Below are 16,373 nucleotides of genomic sequence, written 5' to 3'. Positions count from 1 at the left end.
CCGCCCCTGCCATGCTGCGCGGGTGCGGATCCTGCTGGTCGAAGACGAACAGCCGCTGGCCGGGTACATCGCGGTCGGGCTGCGCCGGAACGGGTTCGCCGTCGATGTCGCCCTCGACGGCGGGAGCGCCCTGGAGAAGTGCGAGGTCACGCCCTATGACGTCGTGGTCCTCGACCGAAACCTGCCGGGCGTGCACGGCGACACCGTCTGCCGGACGCTGGCCCGGCGCGGCAGCGCCCGCATCCTGATGCTCACGGCGTCCGGCGCCGTGCAGGACCGCGTCGACGGGCTGACCCTGGGCGCCGACGACTATCTGGGCAAGCCGTTCGCCTTCTCCGAACTGGTCGCCCGCGTCCGCGCGCTGGTCCGCCGCAGCGCCCCGGCCCGGCCGCCCGTGCTGACCGCCGCCGATGTGCTGCTCGACCCCGCGCGGCGCACGGTGGAGCGCGCCGGGCGGCTGCTGCACCTGACGCCCAAGGAGTTCGGCGTGCTCGAACAGCTCCTGGCGGCGGACGGCGACGTGGTCAGCGCGGAGCGGCTGCTGGAGAAGGTGTGGGACGAGCACGCCGACCCGTTCACCAACGCGGTCCGGATCACGGTGGGCACGCTGCGCCGCAAGCTCGGCGAGCCGCCGCTCATCGACACCGTGACCGGCGCCGGCTACCGGATCCGCCCGTGCGCGTCCGGCTGAGCGCCCGCAGCCGGCTCGCGCTGCTCTACACCGCGCTGGTGCTGGCTGCCGGGACGCTGATGACCGCGCTGACGTATGTCCTGATGCGGCGGAAGGAGCTGCGGCTCTACTACGAGGTCAGGCCGGCGCCCGGCGCAAGCGAACCGGCCCCGCCGCCACGGGAGTTGCCGGAGATCGCGGACGAGGCGCGCGACGCCGCCCTGTCCGATCTCCTCACCCAGGCCCCCATCGCCCTTGCGGTGGTGACCCTGCTGGCCGCCGCGCTGGCCTGGCTGGTGGCAGGCCGGGTGCTGCGGCCGATCCGGGTGATCGCGGACACCGCCCAGCGCCTCTCCGCGGAGAACCTGTCGGAACGCGTGCCCGTCACCACACCCGCCGACGAGCTCGCCGCCCTCGCCGGCACCATCAACGGCATGCTGGACCGCATCCAGCGCGGCATCGCGGAACGGGATCGGGTGCTGGAGAGCCAGCGGATGTTCACCGCCAACGCGGCCCACGAGCTGCGGACGCCGCTGACCACCATGCGCACGGCCATCGAGGTCACGCTCGACGGCGACCCCACCCTGGCCGAACTGCTCACCATGGCCCGTGACATCGGGACCGCCGTCGAGCACAGCCAGCGCACCCTCGACGGCCTGCTGGCCCTCGCCCACAGCCAGGCCGGCCCGCGCGCCCACCGGCGGACGGACCTGGCCGCCGTGGCGGCCCGGCTCCTGACCGACCTGGACGAGGAGGCGGCGGCCCGGCACATCGCGCTGCTCAGCGGCACCCGCCCGGCCCCCGTCACCGGCGAACCGATCCTGCTCGAACGCCTCGTGGGCAACCTGATCGACAACGCCGTCCGGCACAACCACCCGCACGGCCAGGTCGCCGTCACCACCGGCACGGCGGGCGGGCACGCGTTCCTGCGCGTCGCGAACACCGGCCGCCCGATCACCCCGGAGGCGGCGAACGGCCTGCTGGAGCCGTTCGTGCGCGGCACCGGCGCGCCCCTCCCCGACCAGGGCGCGGGCCTGGGCCTGTCCATCGTCCAGGCGATCGTCGCCGCGCACGACGGCGAGCTGATCGTCGCGCCCCGCCCGGCCGGCGGGCTGGACATCACAGTGCGCTTTCCCCAGGTGCCCGCGGTCGCGCTGCCGGCTTAGGACGAAAGTCGCAGCCGCGCGGGGCGCCGGGACCGAGGCGGGCCGCCGTCCCGGCGGGTGGGATGGCCGGATGAGCGATCCCCGACACCCGACCGATCCCGCCCTGCTGGAGCGCCTGGCCCGGGAGAAGAACGCCTGGCTGTGCTGTGTGCGTTCGGACTCGACTCCGCATGTGACGCCGGTGTGGTTCGTCTTCCTGCGCGGCACCTGGTGGATCGGCGTGGACGGCGACTCGGTCAAGGCCCGCAACGTCGAGCGGGCCCCGGCGGTCTCGCTGGCCCTGGAGAACGGCCGCTCCCCCGTCGTCGCGGAGGGCGAGGCCCGGCCGCACCGGGACCGTTTCCCCCAGGAGGTGGTGGCGGCGTTCGCCGCGAAGTACGCCTGGGACGTCACGGCCCCGCGCGGCCCGGGCCGCACCCGGGTGCTGCTCGAAGTGCCCGTCCGGCGCTGGCTGTTGGCGGGGGTGGCGCAGTAGGTCCGGTCCGGCCGTCAGTCCCGGCCCGCCGCGCCCACCAGCCCCGTCTCATAGGCGAGGATGACGAGCTGCACCCGGTCGCGGGCGTTGAGCTTGGCCAGCAGCCGCGTCACATACGTCTTGGCCGTGGCGACGCTGATGCCGAGCCGGCCGGCGATCTCCGTGTTGGACAGGCCGCCGCCGACCAGGGTCAGCACCTCGCGTTCCCGGTCGGTGATGCCGCTCAACGGGCGGACGGGCGCGGCCCGTTCGGGCAGCGCGGCGAACTCCTTGATCAGCCGGCGGGTGACGCTCGGCGCGATCAGGGCGTCCCCGGCGGCCACGACGCGCACCGCGGCGAGGATGTCGTCCAGCGCCATGTCCTTGACCAGGAAGCCGGCCGCCCCGGCGCGCAGCGCGCCATAGACGTACTCGTCGTCGTCGAAGGTCGTCAGGACCACGACATGCGCCCCGCCCGGGGCGGAAGTGATCCGCCGGGTGGCCTCGATGCCGTCCATGCCGGGCATGCGGATGTCCATCACCACCACGTCCGGGCGGAGTTCACCGGCCAGCCGGACCGCCTCACCGCCCGTGCCGGCCTCGCCGGCCACCTCGACGTCGGGGGTGTCGGTGATGACCATCCGGAGCGCGGCCCGCACCAGCGGCTGGTCGTCCACGAGCAGCACGGTGGTGGCGGCCGTCATCGGACGCCCTCGGGCACCGGCAGCCGGGCCACCACCCGGAAGCCGCCGTCCGGGCCCGGCCCGGCGGCGAACTCGCCGTGCAGCAGGGCGGCCCGTTCCCGCATCCCGGCCAGGCCGAACCCGGTGCCGGCCGGTGCGCCGCCCCGGCCGCGGTCGGCGACCTCGATGGCCAGTTCCTCGTCGCGGTAGTCCACGGTCACCCGGCAGGAGGGCGAGGCCGCGTGCCGGACCACGTTGGTGACCGACTCCTGGATGATGCGGAACGCCGACAGGTCGATGTCCGGCGGCAGCGGCCGCACCTCGCCCAGCCACCGCACCTCGACGCGCACCCCGGCGGCCGTCGTCGCCTCGGCCAGCCCGGCGAGGTCGCCGAGGCCGGGCGCGGGGCGCCGCGCCGCCGGTTCGTCCTCGGACCGGCGGAGCGCGCCCAGCATCCGGCGCAGCCCGGACAGCGTCTCGCGGCCCGCGGTCTCCACCGCGCTCATCGCCTCGCGCGCCCGGTCCGGCTGGGTGTCCACGACGCGGGCCGCCGCGCCCGCCTGGAGGGCGATGATGCCGATGCTGTGCGCGACCATGTCGTGCAACTCCCGGGCGATCCGCAGCCGTTCGGCCGTGACCGCCTGGGCCGCCGTGCGCTCGCCCAGCGCCCGCGCGTGCGCGTGGGCCTGGTGCACCGAACGGCCGGCCAGCCAGGCGATGACGGCCGTCAGCGCCACGGCCAGCTCCGCCGAGGTGCCGACGTTCCACCCGGCCAGCACCCGGATGCCCAGATAGCCGGCCAGCGCCCCGATCGCCATGGCGAGGCCGGTGACGCCGACGCGGAGCGGCCGGGCCGCCGTGACGAAGTACAGCGCGACGTCGACCGCGATGAACTGCGCCATCGGGATCTCCCCCACGCTCAGCGTCGTGGACGCCATGGCGGAACCGGCCAGCATCAGCCCGAGGGCCAGCAGCGGCCGGCGGTCCAGCCGGCGGCAGCCGGCCAGCACCAGGCCGGACGCCAGCGCCAGGATCGTCAGGCCGTCCCAGCGGTAGAGGTATTCCGCGGCGAAGACCTGGGACTGCTCCTCCCCGGGCAGCCGCATGCGCATGAGGAACGTGAACGCCGTGCCGCCGCCCCAGGCCAGGGTCGTCCAGGCGCGCGGCGTCAGGCGCTTGAGCAGGGGCGGGGGCGGTGTGGCGCGCATGCGCCGATCGTAGGCGCGGGCACCGCGCCGGGCATCGGCCCCCGGGTGTACACCCGGGGGCGACAGGGCCCGCGGCGAATGTCAGCGGCGGTGCGATGACGCGCGGGCGCGGCCGGCGGCACCGTGGTCGGCGTGATCGAAGTCAACGAACTCACCAAGCGCTACGGCCGGATCACGGCCGTCAACGGCCTGACGTTCACGGTGCGCCCGGGGCGGGTCACCGGGTTCCTCGGGCCGAACGGCGCGGGCAAGAGCACCACTCTGCGGATGATCCTGGGCCTGAACGCGCCCACCGGCGGCACCGTCACCGTCAACGGCCGACCGTTCCGCGACCGGCCGCGCGGGCTGCGGCACGTCGGCGCGCTGCTCGACGCGGGCGACGTGCACGGCGGGCGCACGGCCGCGGCGCACCTGTGGGTGCTGGCCCGCGGCAACCGCATCCCGCGCGGCCGGGTGGCCGAGGTGCTGGCCGAGGTGGGGCTGAGCCACGCGGCCCGGCGCCGGATCGGCGGCTTCTCCCTGGGCATGCGGCAACGGCTCGGCATCGCCGCCGCGTTGCTGGGCGACCCGCCGGTGCTGATGTTCGACGAGCCGCTCAACGGGCTCGACCCGGAGGGCGTGCAGTGGGCGCGCGGGCTGCTGCGGCGGCTGGCCGGCGAGGGCCGCACCGTGTTCCTCTCCAGCCACCTCATGTCCGAGATGGAGCACACCGCCGACGAACTCGTGGTGATCGGCCGGGGCGAGCTGATCGCGGCCGAGAGCCTGCGGGACTTCGCGGCCCGCGGCGCCCGCCCCACCGTCACGGTCCGCACCCCCGACCCGGCCGCGCTCGCGGACATCCTGACCGCCGCGGGCGCCGAGGTCCGGCGGGACGGCGACGGCCTGCTCGCGGTGACGGGTCTGCCCGCCGCCCGCGTCGGCGAACTCGCCCTGGACCACCGCGTTCCGCTGCACGACCTGACCACGCGCACCGCGTCGCTGGAGGAGGCATTCATGGAACTCACCGCCGACCGCGCCGACTTCCGCTCCGGAGACGACCGATGACACCCCCCGCCCGGCACCGCGACCTGATCGCCGCGGAATGGCTGAAACTGTGGTCGCTGCGCTCGACGCCCTGGTCGCTGGCGATCGCCGCGCTGACGGTGGTCGCGTTCAACGCGCTGGCCGCCCATGACCAGTACCGCGCCTGGCCGCGGTACGAGGCGGCGGACCGGGCGCGCTTCATCGCGAGCGGGATGGCGTTGCAGAGCACGTTCACCGGGAACGCGGCGATGATCCTCATGCTCGCGGTGGGCGCGATCGGCGCGGTCACGGTCGTCGGCGAGTACAGCACCGGCGCGATCCGCACGACGTTCGCGGCGGTCCCGGCCCGGGGCTCGGTGCTGGCGGCCAAGGCCACCGTCGTCACGGCGGTCACCACGGCACTCGGCGTCCTTGTCTCGGCGGCCTCGTTCGCCCTGGCCCGGACCATCATGTCCGGCCGGGACATCCCCCTCCCGCTGGACGACCCGGCCACCCAGCGCCTCCTCGTCTCCTCCGCGCTGCTGGCCCCGCTGTCCGCCCTGATCGGCATGGCCACCGCCGTGCTCATCCGGCACGGCCCGACCACGATGCTCACCGTCTTCACGGTGGCCCTGCTGCTCCCCCTGGTCCTCAGCGACGACCACCACTGGTCGGCGGTCCTGGACCACCTGACCCCGTACATGGCCTGGTCCCGCCTCTCCCAACCGGACGCGGAGATGGTCCCCTACCCGTGGACGGTTGGCGGAGCCTGGACGGTCTTCGCGGGCTGGGCCGTGGCCTCGGCGCTGCTGACGGTGACGGTGGTGCGTTACCGGGATCAGTGAGCCCGCAGTGCCGCGCACACCTCGGCCATGGTGGGACGATCCGCGGGTTCGGGGCGGAGCGTCGCCGCGACGATCTCGCCCAGCACACCGGGAATCCGAACGGGCCGGTGCCGCCCGCGCGCGATGACGCGGCGCTGCTCCGCCCGTTCGGCATCGGGCGGGAAGTCGATGGCCCGCAGGCCGGTCACGCTGATGAAGAGGCTCGCGCCGAGGGCGAAGACATCGGCTTCGCGGGTCGGAACGGCCTGGCCCGTCTCCAGCACACTGCGGGAGATCTCGGGGCTCTCGTAGTGGACGAGACAGCCCCGGTAGGGAAAGTCGTAGGCTGCCGGGATCTCCCCGCCCCGCGCCAGGCCGAGATCGATCAACCGGGTCGCGCCCGACCCGACGATGAAGTGTGCGGGCTGGACATCGCCGTGCACCCACCCGGCCTGATGGAGCGCGGCCAGTTCCTCGGCGCAGTGGTGGGCCGTACAAAGGGCGGCATCACCGTTCAACTCGGCCGTGGGGGCCGTGCGGTACGGCTCCCACAGGTGCCACAGGTCCGGGCCGCGATGCCATGGCTGCACGCTCCACGTCCCGCGCGACCACTCACCCCAACTGATGCCGTCGCGCCCGAGCCCGCGCAGAATGAATGCCTCCCGGGCGGGGGTCAGCGCGGTATGCGCGTGAGTGGCCGAGGGATAGCCGAGCTTGACCGCGTGGAGCCCGCCCGCCCCGGTCACCTTCCACACGGTTGACCCACGCCGGTTCGCGACGAGGTCGCGGGCGAGAGGAGTGAGCAACTCCTCGATCTCGCCGGTCAGTTCGTACGGACCATCAGCCATGGTTGCCATCCGTTCAGGCGGAACGGGCCAGCCGTCGGCGGAAGACGGACTGGCCCGCGTTGCTCTCTTCCGCGGAGACTACTCGGGTAGGACGGTCACGTAGTCACGACCGTCGTCCGAGTCGCCCGGCTGCCGACCGGGAGGGGTGGGATCGTCGTCTCCGGGCTGCTCTTCATCTCCGTTGCGGAGAACGCACACCTTCACTGAGCGGTTTCCTCTCTTCTCGCCGATCCGATGGGTAAGTCCCGATCCCCCCGCGCACCGACTGAAGCGGAAGAGATCGGCTGTGCGTCTGCCGCGTCCGCACCATCCGGCCGGACGCTCCGACGCCCCGCCTTGCCCGCGACACGGGGTCGCCGACAAGGCGGAGATCTTCTACGGACGTGCCGGATCCGTGCGCGGAAGTACCGAGGCCCGCTCGTGCGGGAACCCGGACGTCGCGCCGACAGGCGGTGGGCACGTGGGCGTGCACGCCCACAACTGGAGGGCGTGGCCGCGCCATTGGCACGGTGCGCCCAGCTTCCGGGCCCGGGCTCCGAGGTAGCCGTCGCACAGGGCGCAGTGCGTGCCCACCAGTTGGCGCGGCGCCAGCCGGTCGAGAGACGGAGCACGTTCTCCGGCGGCGGTCACCGCCGCACCCACCGCCGCAGCCGAGGGTCAACCCGGTGGGCGGCCCACAGGATCGTGTCGCGCCGCATGGTGAATGTCTCGCCCGAGGCGAACCCGAGGCGCTTGCCGCCACGCGGGAGTGCCGTCATTTCCAGAACGGTGAACGGCTGCCCGCCGATCACGACTTGGTCCCCACGCCGTATCGTCCCGGCGTCCACTTCCACGGAGATGACAACGCCGGTCACCGCGCCTCCCGCTCCTCGGCATCGGACATCCGCTCGGGACAGGCGTGGGTGAGGACATGCACGATCTGTTCGCAGCCCTCGCAGCGCTGCATCTCCCCCACCGGCACCCGGATATGAATCGGCGTGCCGCGCGGCCACTTGATCGGTTCAGGCATGACGCGCTCCCCGGGGGGCGAGCAGGGCACGGAATGCGGTTGTCATAGCGACTCCTGTGACGGCTCCAGTGCTGACAGTCACAGCGTGCCCCGGCAAAACAGCCCCGGCGTTACCACGCTGGCAACACCCGAGCCATTGACCAGGGGCGATCAGTGCGCTATACGCCGCACCACGAGGCGAACTCCCGGAGCGGGTCGGCGACTCGCGCTCGTGCCCTCAGCAGTGTGCCCACCGTCTCGTGCACCCCGGGGTGGTAACGCGTCTGCTGCGGGGCCACCTCCTTGGCCTTCGCCAGGGAGCGCAACGCCTCGTCGTGCTGCGCCGTCCAGGCCTCGGCCCGAGCGCGGGACACCCAGTACGCGCCGGCCCGCGCCGCCGGGTACCCCTTGGGGAGGCGCACCTTCCGCGCCTCCTTGAGCGCCCTGGCGTGCCGGTCCATGTCCGCGCTCGCCGACATGGCGTGAATCACCACGTTGGTCGGCCCGAAGACCAGCCCGTAGTCGGACAGTTCGCCGGTCCGCTCGGCCAGTTCGCCCGCTTCTCTCAGCCAGTCCCCGGCGGTGGACTCATCACCACTGCGCCGTGCCAGTACCGCGGCCCGCAGATACAGCGCGCCGCGCACGGCGAGGGTCGCGTTGTCGCCGCCGTCGCCGAGGTCGTGAAGCGCCTGGCGGACGAGGGCGAAACCGCGATCGTGCCGGGCCGCGTCGGCCATCAACTGCGAGCGGTCCCATCGTTCGATGGCCACCTGCCGAGGATCTCCGGAGTGCGGCGCGGCAGCGGCCATCCGGCCAAGAGCGTGCCGGGCCAGGTCCACGTAACCGATCTGCCGGGCAACGACGTAGACCGTACGCCCCACCTCGGCCTGGAGCCAGCGGGCGCGCTCCCGGTTCTGACCGGGACGGTCTTGCAGCAGCGCCGCGTAGTTGACCTCCGAGATCAGCGCCGGAAGCTCCAGGGCCACGTCGAGGTAACGGCCCGCGGCCCGCTGGGCGTCCAGCGCGCGCACGGCGGCGTCCAGCTCCGCGAGGGATCTGGGCGGCGGATCGGCTCCGGCCGGGGGGATGTCCCAGTCGTCCAGGGCACTGCTGATCGGCGACAGCAAGGAATCGAGCTGGTCGTGTTGGAGCATGTGGATGTAGGGCTGGCCGTGCAGCACGCTGACGCTGACGCTGAGAGCACGGGCGATGCTGGCAACGATGGTTGACGAGGCGTAACGGCTGCCGCTTTCGATGCGGGAGATCTGGGCGGCGGAAACGTGGGCGCGGGCGGCCAGTTCCCGGAGGGAGTAGCCGCGCAGCAGGCGGACCTGCTGAATGCGGGTGCCGATGCCCTCTATGGGGGGCCCGGGACGTGCAGGCATCGTGGACTCCAACAGGGCCGTCTCTCAGGTGACATCACGACCGTACCCCGCCGGAAGTGGCGAGAACGGCGTCACCGCAACCGCCACCGGCCACAATGCCCTTATGACAGCCCACCGCATCGCCCCCGAGGTCATGGCCTTCTACGAGTCCACCATCACCGAGGCCGACCGGCTGTCCGTCTCGGCGGACGGCGTGCTGGAGATGCTGCGCACACAGGAGTTGCTGCGCCGCCGGCTGCCACCGGCGCCGGCGCGTGTGCTGGATGTCGGCGGCGGCCCTGGCGCGCACGCGCGGTGGCTCGTCGAGGACGGGTACGCCGTGCATCTCGTCGATCCGGTCCCCCGGCACATCGAGCAGGCGCGGCAGGTGCCCGGCTGCACGGTCGAGCTGGGCGACGCCCGCGAACTCACCGCCGCCGACGCCTCGTTCGACGTCGTGCTCGTGCTCGGCCCGCTCTACCATCTGCTCGACGCCGCCGACCGTCACCGGGCGCTGACCGAGGCGTACCGCGTGCTGCGCCCCGGTGGGCTCCTGGCCGCGGCCGGCATCAACCGGTACGCGTCGCTGTTCGAGCACACCGCCCTCGCCCACCTCCACCGGGACGACGTCCGGCACAGCATCACCGACATCCTCAAGACCCGTGTGCACGACGGGAAGAAGTCGTTCACCGCGGCGTACTTCCACAGCGCCGAAGAACTTCGCGAGGAGGTCGCCGCGGCCGGCTTCCAGGACGCCGACGTGATCGGGGTGGAGGGGCCGACCTGGGCGATGCTGAAGGCCACGGAACAGTACACGGGCGAGCCGGTGACCGGCTCGCCGCTCTTCGAGTCCGCGCTGGTCGCGGCTCGGATGGCCGAGCCCTATCCCGAACTGCTCGCCGCCAGCTCCCACCTGCTCACCCTGGCCCGCCGACCGGCCTGACCGTCGGCGCGCCCTGCTCCAAGGTGGGTGGAACGCCTCGGACACCTGGGAGCTGTCGTTCGCCGACGTCCGCGTTCCGGCGGGGACCTGCTGGGCCTGACCGGCGAACCGTTCAAGCGGCAGGCCGCCATCGCCACGCTCTGCTCCTCCGACGTGGCCGTCACCAACGCCCGCGAGGGCACCAGCGAGATCCAACGCGTCCTGATCGCCCGCGATGTGGGCTTCACCGAGACGCGCTGACGCCACCGGCTCCGCCGAGCCGGACTCCTTCATCCGAGGCCGCGCGTGCCCCCCGGGGCGCGCGGCCTCGATTGCGCTCCGCCGCCACACCGGGCACAGGGGGTGTGCTCATGACATCGATACGGCATTGGCATAGCGCCGTAATACTCCTGACGGACTCTCTTCTGGCACATCACATCTCTTCTGCACCATCCATACACGATCGGAACATTCGGAAAGTTCGTTCGGAACTACGCGACTCCGGCCGGCTGGCTCGTGAGTCGCGCACTAGGAGGCAACATGGTGGTGGGGGCTTCTCGCCGCGACTTTCTGCGATCCGTCGGGATCTCGGGAGGCGCGGGAGTGCTGTACTCCACGATGGGCGCGCTGGGACTCGCACCAGTCCCGGACGCGCGCGCCGAGGCGTACCGCCCGCCGCAGCGCAGTGACTTCACGCTCACCGGCCGAACCGGCAAGAAGGTGGTCATACTCGGGGCCGGCATAGCCGGCCTCGCAACCGCCTACGAGCTGGGCAAGGCCGGGTACGACTGCCAGATCCTGGAGGCCAAGGACCGGCCCGGCGGACGGAACTGGACGGTGCGCGGCGGCACCACGCTCACCGACCTCGACGGCCGCACCCAGACGGCGTCCTTCTCCCGGGGCCAGTACATGAACGCCGGCCCCGCCCGGCTGCCGCAGTCGCACGTGACGCTCGAATACTGCCGTGAACTCGACGTGCCGCTTGAGGTGTTCACCAACCAGAACGCCAACGCGTACATCCATCACGAGAACAGCCCCGCCCTCGCCGGCCGGCCGGTGCGCTGGCGCACAGCGAAGGCGGACGTCTACGGCTACGTCTCCGAGCTCCTGGCCAAGGCCACCGACCAGGGTGCCCTGGACGCCGAGCTGACCGGCGAGGACAAGGAACGGCTGCTGGCGTTCCTGCAGAACTTCGGCGCCATCCAGGGCCGGGCCGACGGCTGGGCCTACACCGGCACCGACCGGCGCGGCTACTCCGTCGAGCCGGGCGCCGCGTTCGAGGAGGGCACCGTCCTGGGCCCGCCGCCCTCCATGTCCGACGTCATCGCCAGCGGCATCGGCCAGCGCTTCTCCTTCGAGTTCGGCTACGACCAGGCGATGCTGATGTTCCAGCCGGTGGGCGGCATGGACGCCATCCCCTACGCGCTCGCCGAGGCCATCGGCCGCCGCAAGATCACCTACGGCGCCGAGGTGACCGCCGTCACCAACCTCGACGACGGTGCCGAGGTCACCTGGCGGTCCTCCTCGGGCCGCACCCGGACCGAGCACGCCGATTTCGTCGTGGCGGCCATGCCTCCGATGGTGCTGGCGCGCCTCAACCACAACCTGGGCTCGGACGTCACGGCGGCGCTGCGCTACGCCGCGCCCCAGGCCGTGGGGAAGATCGGCCTGGAGTACCGCAGCCGCTGGTGGGAGAAGGACGAGCACATCTACGGCGGCATCACCTCGACCGACACCGACCTGTCCACCGTCTGGTACCCGTCCTACGGCTACCACGGCCGGCGCGGCACGCTGATCGGCTACTACAATTTCGGCGCCAACGCCACCGCCTACAGCGACCTCCTGCACGCCCAGCGGGTGGAGCGCGCGATCAGCCGGGGCGTGCGGATCCACGGCGAGAAGTACCGCTCCGAGCTGGCGGCCTCGTTCTCCGTGGCCTGGCACCGCACCCCGTACATCGAGGCCGGCTGGGTGGGCTGGCCCTCGCAGAGCGGGCCCGAGTACCGCCTGCTCAACCAGCCGGCCGGACACGTCTACTTCGCCGGGGACTGGCTCAGCCACGTCATCGCCTGGCAGCACGGGGCGTTCACTTCCGCCCGGAAGGTCGTCACGGAAATCCACGAAAGGGTGATGGCCGCATGAGCGCCAAGCCAATGAGCCGCCGCACGAAGATTCTCGGGGCCGTCGCGGCGACGGGCGTGATGCTCGCCGCCGGCACGACGGTCGCCGAGAGCCGGGGCTGGTGGTCCCCCCGCGACAACGAGGTGCGGGTCATGCTGCCGGCAGGCAACAGCAACCCCGCCATCGCCAACGGCGTTGCCATGGGCGGCGAGGTCGCCATCTACCAGAGCAGCGGCCTCGGCCCCACCGCCCTCAACCCCGGCGCCCCCGCGGGCTCCCCCGAGAGCTACACCGACCCGGCGCTGACCGCGGGCAAGGAGGGCGTCACCATCACCGAGGCGCAGGCCCTGGTCGTGCTGCGCAACATCGTCACCAACCTCCAAGCGGCGGGCCTGAGGCCCGACGACGTCATCACCATGAAGTGCTACCTGGTGGCCGCGCCCGGCACACAGACCGCCGACTACGCGGGCTGGAACCGCGCCTACCGGCAGTACTTCGCCAACATCGACCTGGCCTCGCATGAGGTGATCGAGGTCCCCATGGGCACCTCCCCGCCGGCCGAGCCGCTCGTCGCCAACGACGCGCGCCCTGCCCGCGCGACCATCGAGATCCCCTCCCTGGCCGTGCCAGGCTGGCTGGTGGAGGTCGAGGTAACGGCCGCCTACCCCAACCGCCGCTAGCCCCGGCGAATCTTCCCCACCCGCCCTTCCCGCATCGCCCTCAGCCTGCGCCACATCAGCCCGTCCGGCGTTTGAGGACCGGCCCCGCGGCGGAGCCGCATATCGACACTGTCGGGAGGGGCGGGGCGGGGGGAGACACCTCCCCCGCCCCCCGCCGAACCCAGGAGACCACGCTGCATACCAACATCTCGCGCCGCGCATTCCTCCAAACCACCGCAACCGCCGCGACCGCCACGGCGATCGGCCTGCCGACCGCCGCCGCCACCCCGTCCACCACCACCGCGTCCACCACCACCGTCTCCCTCTCCCTCACCGCCGCCACCAACGGCTCCGCCACTCTCTCCCCTTCCGGCGACCGCCTCATCGCCGAGGTCCAGAACATCCTCTGGTCCGTCCCCCGCGAGGGCGGCGCGGCCACCCCCCTCACCCCACCCGACCTCGAACCCACCCGTCCCACCTTCTCCCCGGACGGCCAGACCCTCGCCGTCTGCGCCTACCGCGGCGGCGGCTTCCACCTCTGGACCCTCAACCCTGACGGCTCCGGCCTGCGCCAGCTCACCGACGGCCCGTTCGACGACCGCGCCCCCGCCTGGTCGCCGGACGGCACCCGCATCGCCTTCGCCTCCGAACGCGCCGGCGACACCGTCACCGGCAGCCCGTACCGCATCTGGGTGATCGACGTCCGCACCGGCGCGTTGACCCAGCTCACCGGCCTCCCCGGCCAGGACGGCCCTCTCCAGGGCGGCTGGTATGAGGACTTCGACCCCACCTGGTCCCCGGACGGCCGGCGTCTGTTCTTCGTCCGCGGCTCCCTCACCACCACCGGCACCCCCACCCTCACCGCCCGCACCATCGCCTCCGTTCCCGCCGATGGCGCAGGCGCAGGCCCTGTCACCACCGAACACACCGACACCGGCCCCGCCACCGCCCAGCTCATGACCCCGGCCGTCTCGCCCGACGGCCGCCTCGCCTACCTCCGCACCACGCCCGCGCCCGCCGCCACCTGCACCCTCGTCGTCGATGGCGCCCCCGTCCCCGTCGAAGGCCAGCCGCTGCCCGTCCCACCCCGATGGATCTCCCGCGACGATCTCCTCCTCACCGCCGGCGGCCAGTTCCGCATCGTCCGCCCCGACACCCCGGACGCCACCCCCACCGAGATCCCGTTCACCGCCGCCCTCCCCGTCGAACGCCCCCGCTACCGCGTCAAGAAGTATGACCTCGCCACCGGCGGCCGCCACCCCGTCCGCTCACCTCAGCAGCCCGCCCTCTCCCCGGACGGCCGCACCGCGGCGTTCATCGCCCTCAACGCCCTGTGGACCGCGCCCGTCTCGGGCCGCGGCACCCCCCGCAAGATTGTCCAGGCTGCCTCCACCCGCTACGTGGCCGCACCCTCCTGGTCCCCCGACGGCCGCTCCCTGCTCTACTCCCTCGACGACGACGGCCTCTTCGCCATCCACCAACACGACCTCGCCACCGGCGACGACACCGTGCTCGCCACCGGCGGCCGCATGTACCCCGCCCTCTCCCCGGACGGCGGCCGCCTGGCCTGCCTGGACCTGAGCGGCAACCTCCTCCTCCGTGACCTCGCCACCGGCGAGGAACGCGTCCTCGCCACCCCCGTCGGCACCAACGGCCTCCCCGGCGCGCCCAGTTGGTCCCCCGACGGCCGCTACCTCACCCTCGTCGACCGCAACCGCCTCAACCAGCGCTTCCGCGAGGGCTACAACCTCATCCGCATCGTCAACGCCGACACCGGCTCGGCCGCCCTCCACGCCCTCGAAGCCCACCTCTCCCTCTCCGACCGCTTCGCCTCCGGACCCACCTGGTCCCCCGACGGCCACCACCTCGCCGTCATCGCCGAATCCGCGCTGTGGCTGCTGCCCGTCGCCGCCGACGGCACGCCGGCCGCCCCACCCCGCCAGCTCACCACCGAGGCCGCCGACCACCCCACCTGGTCCGGCGACTCCCGCACCCTCCTCTACGCCTCCTCCGGCACCCTGCGCACCATCTCCGTGGACGGCGGCACCCCCAGCACCGTCCCCGTACGCCTCACCTACCGCCGCCCGACCGCCCCCGACACCGTCCTCCACGCCGGCCGCCTCTGGGACGGCACGGGAGAGAACGTCCTCCACGACGCCGACCTCGTCATCCGCGGCGGGCGCATCACCGCCATCGAGCCCCACCGCGCCACCCGCCCCGCCGCCCGCCGCATCGACGCCTCCGACAAGACCGTCATCCCGGGCCTGTGGGACTCCCACACCCACCCGTACCAGTACATGTACGGTGGCCGTCAGACCGCGCTCCAGCTCGCCTACGGCATCACCACCGCCGTCTCCCTCGGCGGCTTCGCCTACGAACAGGCCCGCATCCGCGAGGCCGCCGCCTCCGGCGACCTCGCCGGCCCTCATCTGCTCGCCACCGGCGAACTCCTCGACGGCTCGCGCGTCGCCTACAGCATGGGCCGCGCCCATGGCACCCGCGAGGGCCTGCTCCGCTCCCTGGACCGGGCCGCGGCGCTGGACTGGGACTTCGTCAAGACCTACGTCCGCGCACCCGGCTGGCTCATGGCCGAGGCCGCCGACTTCGCCCACAACCGCCTCGGCGTACTCAGCGGCAGCCACCTGTGCACCCCGGGCGTGCAGCTCGGTCAGGACCTGACCACCCACCTCCAGGCCACCCAGCGCCTGGAGTACGGCCACGCCACCACCGCCACCGGCCGCGCGTACCAGGACCTCGTCGAGATCTACACCGCCACCGGCACCGCCTTCCACCTGGTCGCCACCCCGTTCACGGCCCTCGCCCTCCTCGGCGCCGCCCCCGGTCTCGCCGAGGACCCACGCGTCACCACCCTCATGCCACCGTGGGACATCACCAGCGTCCGCGCCCGCGCCGGCACGCCGCCCACCGCCGGTGAACTCGCCGCTCTCGACACCGAGACCGCCATCTACCGCCGCATCCTCGCCGCGGGTGGCCTCATCGCCCTCGGCACCGACCAGCCCCTCGTCCCCGTCGGCCTCCACCTGCACCTGGCCCTGCGCGCCCTCCACCGCGCGGGCCTGACCCCGGCCGAGGCCCTCCGTACCGCCACCGCCCTCCCCGCACGCGTCTACGGCGCCGACGCCGACCTCGGCACCCTCACCGAGGGCAGGCTCGCCGACGCCACGATCATCGACGGCGATCCGTTCACCGACTTCGACTCGCTGATACGCACGACGTCAGTCCTGCGCGGCGGCACCCCCTTCCACCAGTCCGACCTCGTCGCCGCCTTCGCCGACGCCGGCGACGTCGCCGTGACGGCAGCCCGGGGCGGCACCGACTGGGAGGAGGTCGGCCACCGCATGCGCAGCGACAGTTGCTGCGACACGGGACACTGAGGCCCATCGACGGCTACATCGAGGACGAGTCCGGCCGCTTCGACTGGAGCGCGCCGGGCGAGAAGGTCC

The 16,373-nt window shown here is 73.0% G+C and carries 15 protein-coding genes and 1 pseudogene; 10 read left to right on the top strand and 6 right to left on the bottom strand.

What is annotated here, in order from left to right:
* Positions 1 to 22 precede the first annotated feature (22 nt).
* The 3 genes from RM590_RS08595 (at position 23) to RM590_RS08585 (ending at position 2,311) form a co-directional block, all read left to right on the top strand.
* Positions 23 to 691, top strand: coding sequence for a response regulator transcription factor (locus RM590_RS08595; protein ID WP_311703795.1), 669 nt, complete (start codon positions 23 to 25; stop codon positions 689 to 691).
* Complete coding sequence (locus tag RM590_RS08590; RefSeq protein ID WP_311703794.1) at positions 676 to 1,836, top strand: sensor histidine kinase; 1,161 nt, start codon at positions 676 to 678, stop codon at positions 1,834 to 1,836. The genes RM590_RS08595 and RM590_RS08590 overlap by 16 nt, the downstream gene beginning before the upstream one ends.
* A 70-nt stretch (positions 1,837 to 1,906) precedes the next feature.
* The gene (locus tag RM590_RS08585) at positions 1,907 to 2,311 is read left to right on the top strand and encodes a pyridoxamine 5'-phosphate oxidase family protein (RefSeq protein WP_311703793.1); all 405 of its coding nucleotides are present in this window, start codon (positions 1,907 to 1,909) and stop codon (positions 2,309 to 2,311) included.
* Positions 2,312 to 2,325: 14 nt separating this feature from the next.
* On the opposite strand, the gene RM590_RS08580 is transcribed toward RM590_RS08585, so the two are convergent.
* Positions 2,326 to 2,994, bottom strand: a complete 669-nt coding sequence (locus tag RM590_RS08580) for a response regulator transcription factor (RefSeq protein ID WP_311703792.1) — start codon at positions 2,992 to 2,994, stop codon at positions 2,326 to 2,328.
* Positions 2,991 to 4,181, bottom strand: a complete 1,191-nt coding sequence (locus RM590_RS08575) for a sensor histidine kinase (protein ID WP_311703791.1) — start codon at positions 4,179 to 4,181, stop codon at positions 2,991 to 2,993. The genes RM590_RS08580 and RM590_RS08575 overlap by 4 nt, the downstream gene beginning before the upstream one ends.
* A 132-nt stretch (positions 4,182 to 4,313) precedes the next feature.
* Here RM590_RS08575 and RM590_RS08570 point away from each other — a divergent pair, with 132 nt between their 5' ends.
* Together RM590_RS08570 and RM590_RS08565 are read left to right on the top strand one after the other, a co-directional pair.
* Positions 4,314 to 5,225 (top strand): ATP-binding cassette domain-containing protein, encoded by a 912-nt coding sequence (locus RM590_RS08570; RefSeq protein ID WP_311703790.1) that lies wholly within the window; start codon positions 4,314 to 4,316, stop codon positions 5,223 to 5,225.
* Complete coding sequence (locus RM590_RS08565) at positions 5,222 to 6,028, top strand: ABC transporter permease (protein WP_311703789.1); 807 nt, start codon at positions 5,222 to 5,224, stop codon at positions 6,026 to 6,028. Before RM590_RS08570 ends, RM590_RS08565 begins: the two co-directional genes overlap by 4 nt.
* On the opposite strand, the gene RM590_RS08560 is transcribed toward RM590_RS08565, so the two are convergent.
* The 4 genes from RM590_RS08560 to RM590_RS08545 form a co-directional block, all read right to left on the bottom strand.
* A complete protein-coding gene (locus RM590_RS08560) occupies positions 6,022 to 6,855 on the bottom strand; it encodes a protein kinase domain-containing protein (protein WP_311703788.1) in 834 nt (277 codons plus the stop codon). The two genes, RM590_RS08565 and RM590_RS08560, sit on opposite strands and share 7 nt — an antisense overlap.
* Positions 6,856 to 7,481: 626 nt before the next feature.
* On the bottom strand, positions 7,482 to 7,709 hold the full coding sequence (locus RM590_RS08555) for a hypothetical protein (protein ID WP_311703787.1): 228 nt from the start codon (positions 7,707 to 7,709) through the stop codon (positions 7,482 to 7,484).
* The gene (locus RM590_RS08550) at positions 7,706 to 7,864 is read right to left on the bottom strand and encodes a hypothetical protein (RefSeq protein WP_311703786.1); all 159 of its coding nucleotides are present in this window, start codon (positions 7,862 to 7,864) and stop codon (positions 7,706 to 7,708) included. Before RM590_RS08550 ends, RM590_RS08555 begins: the two co-directional genes overlap by 4 nt.
* Before the next feature lie 158 nt (positions 7,865 to 8,022).
* Positions 8,023 to 9,228: a helix-turn-helix domain-containing protein gene (locus RM590_RS08545; RefSeq protein ID WP_311703785.1), complete on the bottom strand. Its 1,206-nt coding sequence runs from the start codon at positions 9,226 to 9,228 to the stop codon at positions 8,023 to 8,025.
* Positions 9,229 to 9,331: 103 nt separating this feature from the next.
* On the opposite strand from RM590_RS08545, the gene RM590_RS08540 reads away from it, so the two are divergent.
* The 5 genes and pseudogenes from RM590_RS08540 to RM590_RS08520 all read left to right on the top strand — a co-directional run bounded on the left by RM590_RS08540 (position 9,332) and on the right by RM590_RS08520 (position 16,304).
* Positions 9,332 to 10,150, top strand: coding sequence for a class I SAM-dependent methyltransferase (locus RM590_RS08540; protein ID WP_311703784.1), 819 nt, complete (start codon positions 9,332 to 9,334; stop codon positions 10,148 to 10,150).
* Positions 10,144 to 10,390, top strand: a pseudogene (locus tag RM590_RS08535) (hypothetical protein); the annotation flags it as partial. The gene RM590_RS08540 and the pseudogene RM590_RS08535, both read left to right, overlap by 7 nt.
* 279 nt (positions 10,391 to 10,669) lie before the next feature.
* Positions 10,670 to 12,271 (top strand): flavin monoamine oxidase family protein, encoded by a 1,602-nt coding sequence (locus tag RM590_RS08530; protein WP_311703782.1) that lies wholly within the window; start codon positions 10,670 to 10,672, stop codon positions 12,269 to 12,271.
* Positions 12,268 to 12,930 (top strand): Rid family hydrolase, encoded by a 663-nt coding sequence (locus RM590_RS08525; protein WP_311703781.1) that lies wholly within the window; start codon positions 12,268 to 12,270, stop codon positions 12,928 to 12,930. Before RM590_RS08530 ends, RM590_RS08525 begins: the two co-directional genes overlap by 4 nt.
* A gap of 173 nt (positions 12,931 to 13,103) precedes the next feature.
* On the top strand, positions 13,104 to 16,304 hold the full coding sequence (locus RM590_RS08520; RefSeq protein WP_311703845.1) for an amidohydrolase family protein: 3,201 nt from the start codon (positions 13,104 to 13,106) through the stop codon (positions 16,302 to 16,304).
* The last annotated feature ends 69 nt before the right edge of the window (positions 16,305 to 16,373 follow it).

The sequence above is a fragment of the Streptomyces litchfieldiae genome (genome assembly GCF_031845365.1).
Taxonomy (GTDB): Bacteria; Actinomycetota; Actinomycetes; order Streptomycetales; family Streptomycetaceae; genus Streptomyces; species Streptomyces litchfieldiae.
Note: the sequence above shows the minus strand (reverse complement) of the source record. Positions and strands in the feature narration are given on the sequence as shown.

Coding starts and splice junctions, on each gene's coding strand:
- RM590_RS08585 (WP_311703793.1), top strand. CDS start 1,907: ATGAGCGATCCCCGACACCCGACCGATCCCGCCCTGCTGGAGCGCCTG.
- RM590_RS08580 (WP_311703792.1), bottom strand. CDS start 2,994: ATGACGGCCGCCACCACCGTGCTGCTCGTGGACGACCAGCCGCTGGTG.
- RM590_RS08575 (WP_311703791.1), bottom strand. CDS start 4,181: ATGCGCGCCACACCGCCCCCGCCCCTGCTCAAGCGCCTGACGCCGCGC.
- RM590_RS08565 (WP_311703789.1), top strand. CDS start 5,222: ATGACACCCCCCGCCCGGCACCGCGACCTGATCGCCGCGGAATGGCTG.
- RM590_RS08560 (WP_311703788.1), bottom strand. CDS start 6,855: ATGGCTGATGGTCCGTACGAACTGACCGGCGAGATCGAGGAGTTGCTC.
- RM590_RS08550 (WP_311703786.1), bottom strand. CDS start 7,864: ATGCCTGAACCGATCAAGTGGCCGCGCGGCACGCCGATTCATATCCGG.
- RM590_RS08545 (WP_311703785.1), bottom strand. CDS start 9,228: ATGCCTGCACGTCCCGGGCCCCCCATAGAGGGCATCGGCACCCGCATT.
- RM590_RS08540 (WP_311703784.1), top strand. CDS start 9,332: ATGACAGCCCACCGCATCGCCCCCGAGGTCATGGCCTTCTACGAGTCC.
- RM590_RS08530 (WP_311703782.1), top strand. CDS start 10,670: ATGGTGGTGGGGGCTTCTCGCCGCGACTTTCTGCGATCCGTCGGGATC.
- RM590_RS08525 (WP_311703781.1), top strand. CDS start 12,268: ATGAGCGCCAAGCCAATGAGCCGCCGCACGAAGATTCTCGGGGCCGTC.